Genomic DNA, 13,045 nt, shown 5'->3' with positions numbered 1-13,045 from the left:
TTCTTAACTCTATTTACTGCAAGCCACAAAATTGGTATAATTAGCATATAAATTTTCCGGAGGTTTTTACTATGAAAAAAAGAATATTATCAGCTATATTGGCATCCCTAATTTTAGTGAGCCTTTCTTCCTGTGCCGGCGGTTCATCGTCTGAATCTCAGTCGGGTTCATCACAGACTTCTTCGGCTTCCTCACAGCAGGAAAGTTCCTCGCAGACTCCGTCAAAATCAGATGTTAAGCTTGTTGGCGAATACGAGCTTTCTCCTGAGATTGCAACAGGAACAATTCTCCATGCTTGGTGTTGGTCATTTAACACAATAAAGGCAAACCTTAAGGACATTGCAGAAGCAGGATACACCGCAGTCCAGACGTCGCCAATAAACGAGTGCAAGGTTGGCGAAAACGGCGGAATGCAGCTTCAAGACGTTGAGGACAGCGAAAATAACGGCAAGTGGTATTACCATTACCAGCCCACTAACTACACAATAGGTAACTATCAGCTTGGCACTGAAGAGGAGTTCAAAGAGCTGTGTCAAGAGGCTGAAAAATACGGAATAAAGATTATTGTTGACGCAGTTGTAAACCATATGACAAGCGACATAAACGTTATATCTGAGGATATTTTCAACATAACGGACGAGCCTTTCCATAACTCAAAGGATATAACGGATTACAACAACAGAAAGCAGGTTACACAGGGCAATCTGCTTGGGCTTAAGGATTTGAATACTCAGGATCCGAAGATGCAGCAGTATATCTTAAGCTATCTTAAAAAGTGTGTAGAAGATGGTGCGTCCGGTTTCCGCTATGACGCAACAAAGCATATCGAGCTTAGTGATGACCCAGAGGAGTACGCAAGTGACTTTTGGAATGTTATTCTTGACAACGGCGCTGAATTCCAATACGGCGAGGTGCTTCAGGGCGGTGCAGACAGATCGGCTTCTTACGCAGATTTGCTTAACATAACCTCCGCCACCTATGGTCAGTACATTAGAAACTCTATTGCAAATCTGGATGTAAGTACAACGAAGTGGAGCGACTACGGCGTAAACGGACTTGACCCGAATAAGCTTGTTACTTGGGTAGAGTCACATGATAATTACTGCAACGACGGCTCTTGGGCACAGCTCACCGAGGACGATGTAAAGCACGGCTGGGCAATTATAGCTGCGAGAAGCGGAGGTACACCGCTGTTTTTCAGCAGACCGGCAGGCGCAAGCATTGACAGCCAATGGGGCAACAATAAGATTGGCGAGGAAGGCAGTGAATTCTATAAGTCCAAAGAGGTTGCCGAGGTCAATAAGTTCAGAAATCATATGATAGGCCTTGATGAAACAATCTCAAACCCGATGGACAGTGATATGATTGCTATGATTGAGCGTGGCACAAGCGGCGCTGTAATAGTAAGCATCAGCACAAGCAAGGAAGAGCTTAAGGACGTTAAAACGGTACTTGCAGACGGCGAGTACACCGACAAGGTTTCAGGCGGCAAATTTACCGTTAAGAACGGCGTTTTGACCGGAACACTTGAACCCGGCGCAATTGTAGTTCTTTATTAAACTATATTATATAAAACTCATTACGGGAACGGGCAGACGCCCGTTCCTTTTTCTGTCTGTAAACCTCTTTCTTTTTCAATGCGTATCCCTTTCATACCAACGCCCGTACCTGCATATAAATTAGCAATTGATTACGGATACGGAAAGGAAATGGTATTTTGAAAAAACTGATAATATCTCTTACGCTGTTGTTGTCGCTTCTTACCGCCTATTTCACTGCACCTGTTGCTTTAGCAGCGTCGTCTGACAGTTTGGTGTCTGCTCCGTCTGCACTTCTTATGGACAGCACAACAGGACAGGTGTTGTATGAAAAGGAGAGTCATTCACAGCGACCCTGCGCCTCAATTACTAAGGTTATGACTTTGCTGCTTGTCTTTGAAGCGATTGACAGCGGTAAAATCTCAATGACAGACGAAGTCTGCGCAAGTGCTCACGCTGCGTCAATGGGAGGCAGCGATATCTGGCTTGAAGAGGGCGAAATAATGAGCGTTGACGACCTTATCAAGGCGACAATGGTAGCAAGTGCAAATGATGCTGCAGTAGCCTTGGCTGAGCACGTATGCGGCAGTGAGGAAGCCTTTGTGTCCATGATGAACAAGAGGGCAAAGGAGCTTAAAATGAGTGATACTGTTTTTAAAAATTGCAACGGTCTTGATGAGGAGGGGCATATTACATCGGCATTTGATGTCGCTGTAATGTCGAGGGAGCTTATTAAGCATAAGGAAATTTTCAATTACTGCACAATATGGATGGATACACTGAGAAACGGTGAAACACAGATTGTAAATACAAATAAGCTTTTGAAAACCTATAACGGCATTACGGGCTTAAAAACCGGTACAACCAATGACGCAGGCTGCTGTATTTCTGCAACAGCCGAGCGCAATGGCTTTAAGCCAATTGCAGTTGTACTTGGCGCAGACAACGGCAAACAGCGATTTGCTGATGCGGCTGCACTGCTTGATTATGCCTTTGCAGGCTATGTAAGTGTAGCGCCAAATCCGCCTGAGGACTTACCATCATTTGTTGATGTTCAAAACGGTATGCAAAAGCAAGCTGCTGTGGAGCTTAAGCTTGACGGAAGTTTTCTTGTGGAAAAGGGTAAGGAGAGCGGAATTATTAACAAGATAGTGCTTAACGAGGAGATAATGGCTCCAATTTGTAAAGGCGACGCAGTTGGAACAGTAAAATATTATCTTGATGATAAAACAATAGGTGAATACAGCATAACTGCCGCAGAAGATGTATCGGAAATTTCTTTTGGAGAAGTATTATCGCTTTTGTTTCAATATATAGTGCGGTTTTAAGAAAAAAGTCACAATCTCACCTTGCAAAATTGATAGATATATTGTAAAATAAAATCAACATCAGAATTTTCTGCTGAATGCAAGGAGGAAAATGTTATGGCAACAAAATTAAGTGACAAGCATCTTCAGGGTTTTGTAAACGATGAAGAGTATGTTGCAATTAAATCGCAGGTTAAAGCAGCTCATGATACTCTTCACGGCAAGTCTGGTCTCGGAAATGATTTTCTCGGCTGGCTTACTTTACCGACAGATTATGATAAAGACGAATTTGACAGAATCAAGAAAGCAGCCGCAAAGATTAAGAGCAACTCCGATGTATTTATTGTAATCGGCATTGGCGGCTCATATCTCGGCGCAAGAGCAGCAATTGAATTTATTAAGTCACCAAACTACAACGCTCTTAAAAAGGATACACCTGATATTTACTACACTGGCAACAGCATCAGCTCAACAGCTCTCTCTGAGCTTTTGGAGATATGCGAGGGCAGAGATGTTTCAATCAATATGATTTCCAAATCCGGCACAACAACAGAGCCGGCTATCGCTTTTCGTGTACTCAGAGAAATGCTTGAGAACAAGTATGGTAAAGAGGGTGCAAAGGAGAGAATCTTCTGCACAACAGATAAGGCGAAGGGTACATTAAAGAGCCTTGCTGACAAGGAAGGCTATGAAACCTTTGTTGTTCCTGATGACGTAGGCGGACGTTTCTCCGTTTTAACAGCGGTAGGTCTTCTTCCTATTGCGGTTGCAGGAGCAGATATAGACGCTCTTATGGGCGGTGCTAAGAAAGCTCAGGACGAATTTGACAACGATGACCTTATGACAAACGATTGCTACAAGTATGCTGCAATCCGCAACATTCTTTACGCAAAGGGTTATTCAACAGAAATTCTTGTAAGCTACGAGCCGGCATTCACTATGATGTCAGAGTGGTATAAGCAGCTCTTCGGCGAGAGCGAAGGCAAGGACAACAAGGGTATATTCCCGGCAGCTGTTACATTCTCAACCGACCTCCATTCAATGGGTCAATATATTCAGCAGGGCAGAAGAACTCTGTTTGAAACTGTTGTTCTCTTCAATGAGCCGAAAAGAACAATCACAATCGGCACAGATCCTGAAAATGTTGACGGACTCAACTTCTTGTCAGGCAAGACAGTTGATTTTGTAAACAAGAAGGCTTTCCAGGGCACAGTTCTTGCGCATAATGACGGCGGCGTTCCGAATGTTGTATTAACAGCGCAGAGAATGGACGAAGCAGAGCTTGGTTATCTCATTTACTTCTTTGAGAAGGCTTGCGCAATCAGCGGATATCTCCTTGGAGTAAACCCGTTCAACCAGCCGGGTGTTGAAAGCTACAAGAAGAATATGTTTGCTCTCTTGGGTAAGCCGGGTTATGAGGAGCAGAAATCTGCCCTTGAAGCAAGACTTTAATAAAGAAATTTCAATCACAGGAATTAACCGCATCTGCGGTAAATATAAGGAGGCAAATTCAATGGTAACTTTACTTATAGGTAAAAAGGGAACCGGTAAAACAAAAAAATTAATCTCACTTGCCAACGAGGCTGTTGCAACCTCAGCTGGAAATGTAGTTGTAATCGAAAAAGGTGCTAAGCTTACATTTGACGTTACACACAAGGCAAGACTTATTGATACAGATCAGTACGAGGTTCAGGGTTATGATGTGCTTTACGGCTTTGTATGCGGCATTTGTGCAGGTAACTATGACGTAACAGACATTTTTGTGGACTCAACCTTCAAAATCTGCGGTAAGGATTTTGCAGAGCTTGACGAGCTTGTTAAGAAACTCAGCGCTCTTGCTGAAAAGGCTGAAACAAAGATTACTCTCCTCATTTCTGCTGACGAAGCAGAGCTTCCGGAGGACCTTAAGGCATACGCAAAGTATCTTTAATCAGTTTATCTGCTTTTGACAAAAGTAATTAACGGGTGCAGTCTTGCACCCGTTTTTTGTGTGTAAAGCTATATTGAGGTGATAAAATGCTCAGTGATGATATCAGATACCTGACAGGCAGGGCGTTGTGGGAAACTGAAAACTTAATAAAATGTATTCCGGATGAGTTGTGGAATAAACAGTATGATATGCTTCCGATGTGGAAGTATGTTTACCATATGCTCTTTTCAATGGACAGATGGTATATTAACCCTTGCGATAAGAAGTATTCTCCACCAAGTTTTCATACAGATACGCTTGCGGATTTAAATGCGGTGAATTGTGATAATGACATCTGCAGAGAAGATATATCAGCGTACTTTTACAGAATAAAGGTGAAGATTGAAAATTATATTTCATCGCTTAGTGATGTTGAGCTGTCAAAACCTCCGCAAGGCTGTGAAATAACACGCTTTCGCCTTATTCTCGGTCAATTCAGGCATTGGCACAGACATATGGGTATAGTGTGCGGCTTTTTGATTCAGGATACCGGCAAGTGGCCGTATGTTTTGAATATGAACGGAGCGTATCCAAGTTCACCAATGCCTAATTTTTATTGAAAACCTGTTATATTATATCCGTAAATCAAAGCGGCTGCAAATCGTACAGCCGCTTTGATTTAGTTATTCAATTATAAGGAGAAAACATAGATAGTGTTACATACCGGAGCAGCGGCTGTTGCCGTCAACCCTCTTATTGCGAAAATCAACCTTGATAATATTATTTCTTTTAGGTTTTTTCGTTGTGTTTAGCCTGTGTATTGGCACAATGTCAATGCTTTTTATAGTGCTTATTGCCTTTGCTTCAAAGTATGAGGACGCCTTGTAGCCCACAGCCATAACAGCAATACTGAATACAAGACTTAATACGAAGTATGGCAGAGAAATAAATATTGAGGTGAAGCTGCCTAAAATGTTTATCCCGCCGAGAACAACTAAAGCGTCAAACAGATAAGAACGCTTCATATACTGCTTTGCGGTTTTCATAGCTCTGTATTTTTTTCTTTCAGGATAGCTCATAGTAAAATCTCCTCTCGAAATAAGCTTTGTTTTACTCTATGCTTTAATTATATCAGCTATCCTGTCCCAAAAAACGGTCTTTAACACGCAGTTTCGACTTATTTCTAACTATTTTTGAGATTTTATACCAACACCTTGGTTCTCCATTTTCCTTTTTTCCATCTCCAAAGCATCAAGGCTCCTCTCAGACATTCATCAGCAGCAAAGGCTATCCACAGTCCGTTTAGTCCTAAACCGAACACAACTGCCAGAATATACGAGCCAAGTGTGCTAACAAGCCACATTGAGAATATGGCAACGCCTGTTGGAAAGAACACATCTCCGGCTCCTCTCAGACTGCTTATAACAGTGAGGTTTGTGGTTCGTCCAATCTCCACGAATATATTAATTATTATCAGCATAGCGCCCATCTGTATAACCTCTTGGTTTTGCGTAAAGATTCCCACAAGCTGATACCTGAAAATTATGCCGACAAGTTCTAAGCACATTGCAATGATAAGGGCAGATTTGAATGCTCGCAGACAACTTTTGTACGCCTCGTCATATTTACGTGCTCCGCATAAATGCCCAACAAGAATCTGCACTGCCTGTCCGATTGAAACTGAGAAAATATAGAAAAACATAGAAATATTGGATATATATGTTTTTGTGATAAGTTCAATATCAGTTAAGCAGTTCAAGACTATTGATGTTACAACAAGCTGTGAAATGTTGTAGTTAAACGACTCAAATGCTGACGGTACGCCAACCTTTAAAAGCAACCATAAATCCTTAAACGGAAACGGCTTTAACAGCTTAAACATAGACGGCTTTTCAATTTTAGCGAATAAAACTACAAGCAGGACTATCATACCGACAATTCTGCTGACACTGGTTGCAATAGCCACACCCTTAACGCCCAGTTGAGGACAGCCGAAAAGTCCAAGTACAAAAATAACGTCAAGAACGGTGTTTGTCACGTTCATTATAACCGTAACATACATAGAAAGCTTTGTATATCCGTAGTTTCTGATAATTACTGCAAGAGCATTGAGAAGACCCTGAGTAAACAGAAAGCCGCCGACAATGATTAGATACTCAGTTGCAAATTCAAGAATCTCTCCTTTAGCGCCAATAAAGCTTAATATAGGACGGCTGAAAATAGCAAGAACAGCACTGATAATTAAGCCCAATATGAGATTAAAGGTTATAGACAGCGCCGCAATTCGTGACGCCTCTTTATTTTTATTCGCACCAAGATTTTGAGAAATAAGCACTGCGCTTGCGGTAGACAGCACTGTAAAGACAAGCGTGCAGATTGAAATAGCCTGGTTTGCCGTGTTTACAGATGATGCGGCAAGGTCATTGTATCGGCTTAGTACAAAAACATCTACAAGACCAAGAGCCATAAACAATGCTGTTTCAATAAATATAGGCCACGAAAGACTGAATAATGTCATTTTTTTCATAGGCTGAACCTCCGAAGCTGTTGTGTATAAGGTATATATTATTCTATTTGTTTTATTAAGTCAAGCAATACGAAATATAAAACACATTGGTATTTGAGAGGTGCTGAAAGGCTTTATTTTGCAAGCTTACTGTATGAACAATGTGTAAAATTCGACGTAATTTATTTACTGAAAAATTGATTTGTGGTATAATTTTTTTGAAAATTACATAGAAAGGGATAATTCCGATGAATCTTTGTCCGAAATGCAATAAAGAATATGATGATAATTTAACCGCCTGTCCTTACTGTGGAGGGAACGCTGATGCCGATGCACCTGAAAGCTTAGTGAAAATAGATGTCAAGCCTGATGTTACGCTTAACGAGTCTGAATCTGAAAAGGCAAGCAATCCGCAAGCTTTGCCTGTCCAGCCTGTTGATAACAGCAACGGTAAAAAGCCAATGCCGACGGGTGTGTTAGTCGGAATAATAGCAGCTATTGTAGTAGTCATTGTTGTTGCTATTGTTGCAGTTTTCTGTATCTCCGGCAATTCAGACAACAAGAATAATTCATCAGCAGCCTCCGGTACATCAAGTGCTGTGGAGGATATGACAATGCCGAGCGGATACGAAGACGTAATCAAGAACATAAGGGATGATAGCGGTCACGTTATAACACAGGCTACTGACCCGTATGGCAACACTATAACAAGAGAGGTTGACAGTGACGGCAACGTAACAACAACTTATGTCGGACCTGACGGTCAGATTTCTACTGTTGTAACCGACGGTGACGGAAATATTATTTCCTATGATGTACCCACAACTCCTGCAACTTCTTCAAAAACAGACAGCAGCACGTCGTCAAAGAACAATAGCTCTTCCAATACAAGCTCAAAGAATAATTCTTCAAGCTCAGGCAATACTTCAAGTGCCAATCCGTCTAACGGTGAGGTCTTAATTAATGGTAAAAGCTATAAGGTTGGAGATACTGTTGAATTTACTGCAACTGCAGAGGGTATAAACGAGGCGGTTGCCGGTTTCCAGTTTTCAATCGCATATGATGAAAATCTGCTTGAGCTTGACAAGGATTCAATAAAGCTTCTTGACGGAGCCTGCCTTGTTAACATCGACAAGCCGGGACTCATTTTGACAAACGGCATTTCCGTTTCGACCGGTTACAATTTCTCAATGCCGGCTGACTTCATTAGCTGTAAATTTAAGGTTAAGGACACCACAGCTAAGGCGTGTGATATAACAGTTACTCCTACCGAGGTGCTTATAGGAATCGGTACAAATGAATTAGTCGATGTTACAAACGATGTTGAAACAAGCATTACGGTTAAATAATTATAATATGTGTTTTCAAGGCTGTGCTGAGAGGTTACTCCGGCACAGCCTTTTCACATTTCTGTTTTTGCGGCGTAAGATAACAACAGGGGTGTTGTCAGTGCGAATCAGAAGAATGTGGAGAAGAAAAAAGAGCAGAGGCAGAAAAATATTTGTTACATCGGTTATGCTTGTTATAGTTTTTTTATCGTATATTGAATTTCAAATACAACCGTCCGTAATGGATTTGACAGAAATTAAAGCGCAAACTCTTGCGACAGAGGCAATCAACACGGCAGTTAACAAGACGGTTGACAGTATGAAACTTACATATGATGAATTAGCTGATATTAAGTATACCTCTGACAACAAGGTATCCAGCATATCGACCAATACGGTTAATGTAAATAAACTCAAGGCAGCCGTATCGTTAGAGATTCAGAACCAGCTTCAGGAGCTTCAGCACCGAGAGTTTAATTATTATCTTGGAGACTTAACAGGATTTGAACTTTTAAACGGCTTAGGTCCTTCTCTTAATGTTCGTCTTAATTTTTCAAGCAGTGTTGAAACAGACGTTAAAAACAAGCTTGAGTCCGCCGGAATAAATCAAACGCAATCGATAATTGAGATACACGTTCTTGCGGAAATATTCCTCACCTCTGATGAAGAATATCCAAACGCAGTGGTTGAAACCACTTTGCCTGTTGCTCAAACCTTGATAGTTGGCGAGATGCCAAACTATTTACCGATTGCACGGTATTATTAGGCGTGACATCTGCGGCAGTGAATGTTGTGCTGAAAGTTTAGTATAAATCGTAAAACTCCTTGACAACTGAAAAAATCTTTGTTATATTTATTAAGATAAAAATTCATATTAAAAGGCTATGATTAAGACAGTAACCCGTTCTTGAAAATCACAGAGAGTCTGCGTGTGCTGAAAGCAGATATGAGTAAAGCTTGGGTGAAAATCACTTATGAGCTGCATTTGCGAAATAAAGTAGCATATGCCGCAGTCCTGCGTTATGGGTACGCTTTTGGGAATAAGCTCTGGCTTATATCTTTATTCCAAACAGGTGGTTTATGAGGTTTCAGTCTCATCCTATACGGATGGGACTTTATTTTTTTACAGGAGGTTATTGCAATGTATAACAAGGTTTCTTCAAATCTTAACTTTGTTGAAAGAGAGCAGGAAACAGAAAAATTCTGGAAAGAAAACAAAATTTTTGAAAAATCAATGCAGGCTCGTGAGGGCGCTCCGACCTACACCTTCTATGACGGTCCGCCGACAGCTAACGGCAAGCCGCACATCGGTCATGTTCTTACCCGTGTTATCAAGGATACAATTCCGAGATATAAGACAATGAAGGGCTATATGGTTCCAAGAAAGGCCGGCTGGGATACTCACGGACTTCCGGTTGAGCTTGAGGTTGAAAAGCTTTTAAATATTGACGGCAAAGAGCAGATTGAGTCCTATGGACTTGCTCCGTTTATTGATAAGTGCAAGGAAAGCGTTTGGAAGTACAAGGGTATGTGGGAGGAATTTTCCGGCTGTGTTGGCTTCTGGGCTGATATGGATAACCCTTATGTTACATATCATGATGACTATATTGAGTCAGAGTGGTGGGCATTAAAGCAGATTTGGGACAAAAAGCTGTTGTATAAAGGCTTCAAGATTGTTCCGTACTGCCCACGCTGCGGAACACCGCTTTCATCTCACGAAGTTGCTCAGGGTTATAAGGATGTTAAGGAACGCTCCGCAGTTGTTCGCTTTAAGGTTAAGGACGAGGATGCATATATTCTCGCATGGACAACAACACCGTGGACTCTTCCATCTAACGTAGCACTCTGCGTTAATCCGGATGAGGACTATGTTAAGGTTAAAACAGCCGACGGCTACACATATTATCTTGCTCAGGCTTTGGCTGAAACAATTCTTGGCGGTGACAAGCCGACTGCACCTTATGAGGTTTTAGAGACCTATAAGGGTCGTGAGCTTGAATACAAGGAGTATGAGCCGTTGTTCGACGGCGCAAACGAGATGATAGCCAAGCAGCGCAAGAAGTCACACTTTGTAACCTGCGACGGATATGTAACTCTTACAGACGGTACAGGCGTAGTTCATATTGCTCCTGCATTCGGTGAGGATGACGCAAAGGTTGGCAGAAACTATGATTTGCCGTTCGTTCAGCTTGTTGACGGAAAAGGCAATATGACAAAGGAAACGCCGTATGAGGGTGTGTTCTGCAAAGACGCAGACAAGCTTGTACTTGTTGACCTTGATAAAAAGGGTCTGCTCTTTGACGCACCTAAGTTTGAACATAGCTATCCGCACTGCTGGCGCTGTGACACACCGCTTATCTACTATGCACGTGAGTCATGGTTTATCAAGATGACAGCAGTTAAGGATGATTTGATAAAGAACAATAACACAGTAAACTGGATTCCGGATTCAATCGGAAAGGGCCGCTTCGGTGACTGGCTTAACAACGTACTCGATTGGGGTGTTTCCCGTAACAGATATTGGGGTACACCGCTTAATATCTGGGAATGTGAGTGTGGTCATCAGCATTGTGTAGGCAGCCGTCAGGAGCTTTTTGAGCTTAGCGGCAATGAGGCAGCCAAAACAGTTGAGCTGCACCGCCCTTATATCGACGAGATAACAATTACCTGTCCGGAATGCGGCAAGCCGATGCACAGAGTACCTGAGGTGCTTGACTGCTGGTTTGACTCGGGCGCAATGCCGTTTGCACAACACCACTATCCGTTTGAGAATAAGGATTTGTTCGAGCAGCAGTTCCCGGCTGACTTTATCTCCGAGGCTGTTGACCAGACAAGAGGCTGGTTCTACACACTGCTTGCTGAGTCAACTTTGCTGTTTGATAAGGCTCCGTACAGGAATGTTATAGTTCTTGGCCACGTTCAGGATGAAAACGGTCAGAAAATGTCAAAATCTAAGGGCAACGCCGTTGACCCGATGGAGGCTCTTAAAAAGCACGGTGCAGACGCAATCCGCTGGTATTTTTCCTCAAACAGCGCACCGTGGCTGCCAAACAAATTCCACGATAAGGCAGTTATAGAGGGTCAGCGCAAGGTTCTGTCAACACTTTGGAACACCTACGCTTTCTATATCCTCTATGCAGATATCGACGAGTTCAACCCGAATGATTATAAGCTTGAATATGAAAAGCTTTCCGTAATGGATAAATGGCTCCTGTCAAGGCTCAATTCAACTGTTAAAAGCGTTGATGAAAACCTCTCAAATTACCGCATACCTGAAACTGCAAGGGCAATTCAGACTTTTATTGACGAAATGTCAAACTGGTATGTAAGACGTTCAAGAGCAAGATTTTGGAGCAAGGGAATGGAGCAGGATAAGATTAACGCTTATATGACTCTATACACATCACTTCTCACAATCTGTAAGGCAGCGGCTCCGATTATTCCGTTTATGACAGACGAAATATATCAGAACATTGTTAGAAGCGTTGATAAAAACGCTCCGGAAAGCATTCATCTTTGTGATTTTCCGGAATATAACGAAGCTCTTATTGACACTCAGCTTGAAACAGATATGGAGCATCTGCTCGATGCCGTTGTACTCGGAAGATCATGCAGAAATTCCTCAAATATCAAGACAAAGCAGCCTGTTGCAAAAATGTACATTAAGGCTGATTGGCAGCTTTCTGAGTTCTATACTGATATTATTGCAGGCGAGCTTAATGTTAAGAGCGTTGTATTTGCTTCAGATGTTAGTGAATTCACATCTTATTCGTTTAAGCCGCAGCTCAGAACAGTAGGCCCGAAATACGGCAAGCTGCTCGGCGGCATTAAGGCATACTTAAGCGAGGTTGACGGCAGTGCGGCAATGGCACAGCTTAAGTCAAACGGCGCAATTAAGTTTGAAGTTAACGGCAGTTCGGTTGAGCTTACAGAAGAGGATCTTCTTATTAGCTCAGAGGAAAAGTCAGGCTATGTTAGTGCAAGCGAGAACGAGCTTACCGTTGTTATCGACACAAACCTTACTCCGGAGCTTATCGAGGAAGGCTTTGTTCGTGAAATTATAAGCAAGATTCAGACTATGCGTAAAGAAGCCGGCTTTGATGTTATCGACTCGATAAAGGTATACGTATCTGACAATGAAAAAATTGCAGGAATTATGACAAAGAACGCAGACAAGATTAAGTCTGAGGTTCTTGCAACCGACCTTATCGTAAATGACGCTAATGGCTATCAAAAGCAATGGAGCGTAAACGGCGAGGATGTAACAATAGCCGTTGAGAAAAATGCTTAAGCTTTGAATTAGAGAAATAAAAAACTACAAGGCTCTCAGTGAACTGCCCCAAGTTATGCAGACAGTACAAAAAAGCCTACTTGATGTAGTTAAAATTAAAATTTAAGCAACAAACTGATTTCGTTTTTCTAGCGGAGTCAGTTTTGTTTTTGTTTGAATACGATAT

The 13,045-nt window shown here is 42.0% G+C and carries 10 protein-coding genes and 1 other annotated feature; of the genes, 8 read left to right on the top strand and 2 right to left on the bottom strand.

Annotation, left to right across the window (positions count from 1 at the left end; translation table 11 throughout):
• Positions 1-71: 71 nt before the first annotated feature.
• The 5 genes from GMA13_RS09850 to GMA13_RS09830 all read left to right on the top strand — a co-directional run bounded on the left by GMA13_RS09850 (position 72) and on the right by GMA13_RS09830 (position 5,374).
• The gene (locus GMA13_RS09850) at positions 72-1,559 is read left to right on the top strand and encodes an alpha-amylase family glycosyl hydrolase (RefSeq protein WP_255884348.1); all 1,488 of its coding nucleotides are present in this window, start codon (positions 72-74) and stop codon (positions 1,557-1,559) included.
• A 158-nt stretch (positions 1,560-1,717) separates the two neighbouring features.
• Positions 1,718-2,866, top strand: coding sequence for a D-alanyl-D-alanine carboxypeptidase family protein (locus GMA13_RS09845; protein ID WP_255884346.1), 1,149 nt, complete (start codon positions 1,718-1,720; stop codon positions 2,864-2,866).
• Positions 2,867-2,962: 96 nt separating this feature from the next.
• Positions 2,963-4,297 carry a glucose-6-phosphate isomerase gene (locus GMA13_RS09840; RefSeq protein ID WP_255884344.1) on the top strand — a complete coding sequence of 445 codons (1,335 nt, stop codon included), beginning with the start codon at positions 2,963-2,965 and terminating at the stop codon, positions 4,295-4,297.
• A gap of 61 nt (positions 4,298-4,358) precedes the next feature.
• A complete protein-coding gene (locus GMA13_RS09835; protein ID WP_255884342.1) occupies positions 4,359-4,775 on the top strand; it encodes a hypothetical protein in 417 nt (138 codons plus the stop codon).
• A gap of 86 nt (positions 4,776-4,861) precedes the next feature.
• Positions 4,862-5,374 carry a DinB family protein gene (locus GMA13_RS09830; protein ID WP_255884341.1) on the top strand — a complete coding sequence of 171 codons (513 nt, stop codon included), beginning with the start codon at positions 4,862-4,864 and terminating at the stop codon, positions 5,372-5,374.
• Between the two features lie 96 nt (positions 5,375-5,470).
• Here GMA13_RS09830 and GMA13_RS09825 read toward each other — a convergent pair whose 3' ends face one another.
• Both GMA13_RS09825 and GMA13_RS09820 read right to left on the bottom strand, forming a co-directional pair.
• Positions 5,471-5,833, bottom strand: a complete 363-nt coding sequence (locus GMA13_RS09825) for a hypothetical protein (protein WP_255884339.1) — start codon at positions 5,831-5,833, stop codon at positions 5,471-5,473.
• A 122-nt stretch (positions 5,834-5,955) separates the two neighbouring features.
• A complete protein-coding gene (locus GMA13_RS09820) occupies positions 5,956-7,281 on the bottom strand; it encodes an MATE family efflux transporter (protein WP_255884337.1) in 1,326 nt (441 codons plus the stop codon).
• A gap of 227 nt (positions 7,282-7,508) precedes the next feature.
• Between GMA13_RS09820 and GMA13_RS09815 the strand changes: the two genes are divergently transcribed.
• The 3 genes from GMA13_RS09815 (at position 7,509) to ileS (ending at position 12,879) form a co-directional block, all read left to right on the top strand.
• Entirely contained in the window at positions 7,509-8,609 is a 1,101-nt protein-coding gene (locus GMA13_RS09815) for a cohesin domain-containing protein (RefSeq protein ID WP_255884335.1), read from the top strand.
• Positions 8,610-8,709: 100 nt separating this feature from the next.
• On the top strand, positions 8,710-9,354 hold the full coding sequence (gene yunB / locus GMA13_RS09810; RefSeq protein ID WP_255884334.1) for a sporulation protein YunB: 645 nt from the start codon (positions 8,710-8,712) through the stop codon (positions 9,352-9,354).
• Positions 9,355-9,463: 109 nt separating this feature from the next.
• Positions 9,464-9,693 (top strand) — a binding site (T-box leader).
• Between the two features lie 36 nt (positions 9,694-9,729).
• Positions 9,730-12,879 (top strand): isoleucine--tRNA ligase, encoded by a 3,150-nt coding sequence (ileS, locus tag GMA13_RS09805; protein ID WP_255884332.1) that lies wholly within the window; start codon positions 9,730-9,732, stop codon positions 12,877-12,879.
• Positions 12,880-13,045: the final 166 nt, after the last annotated feature.

It is taken from the genome of Ruminococcus sp. zg-924 (genome assembly GCF_024433635.1).
GTDB lineage: Bacteria > Bacillota > Clostridia > Oscillospirales > Acutalibacteraceae > UBA7067.
Note: the sequence above shows the minus strand (reverse complement) of the source record. Positions and strands in the feature narration are given on the sequence as shown.

Bases quoted from the DNA above. Each gene is read 5' to 3' on its own strand.
- GMA13_RS09850 (WP_255884348.1), top strand. From the start codon at position 72: ATGAAAAAAAGAATATTATCAGCTATATTGGCATCCCTAATTTTAGTG.
- GMA13_RS09840 (WP_255884344.1), top strand. From the start codon at position 2,963: ATGGCAACAAAATTAAGTGACAAGCATCTTCAGGGTTTTGTAAACGAT.
- GMA13_RS09835 (WP_255884342.1), top strand. From the start codon at position 4,359: ATGGTAACTTTACTTATAGGTAAAAAGGGAACCGGTAAAACAAAAAAA.
- GMA13_RS09830 (WP_255884341.1), top strand. From the start codon at position 4,862: ATGCTCAGTGATGATATCAGATACCTGACAGGCAGGGCGTTGTGGGAA.
- GMA13_RS09825 (WP_255884339.1), bottom strand. From the start codon at position 5,833: ATGAGCTATCCTGAAAGAAAAAAATACAGAGCTATGAAAACCGCAAAG.
- GMA13_RS09820 (WP_255884337.1), bottom strand. From the start codon at position 7,281: ATGAAAAAAATGACATTATTCAGTCTTTCGTGGCCTATATTTATTGAA.
- GMA13_RS09815 (WP_255884335.1), top strand. From the start codon at position 7,509: ATGAATCTTTGTCCGAAATGCAATAAAGAATATGATGATAATTTAACC.
- ileS (WP_255884332.1), top strand. From the start codon at position 9,730: ATGTATAACAAGGTTTCTTCAAATCTTAACTTTGTTGAAAGAGAGCAG.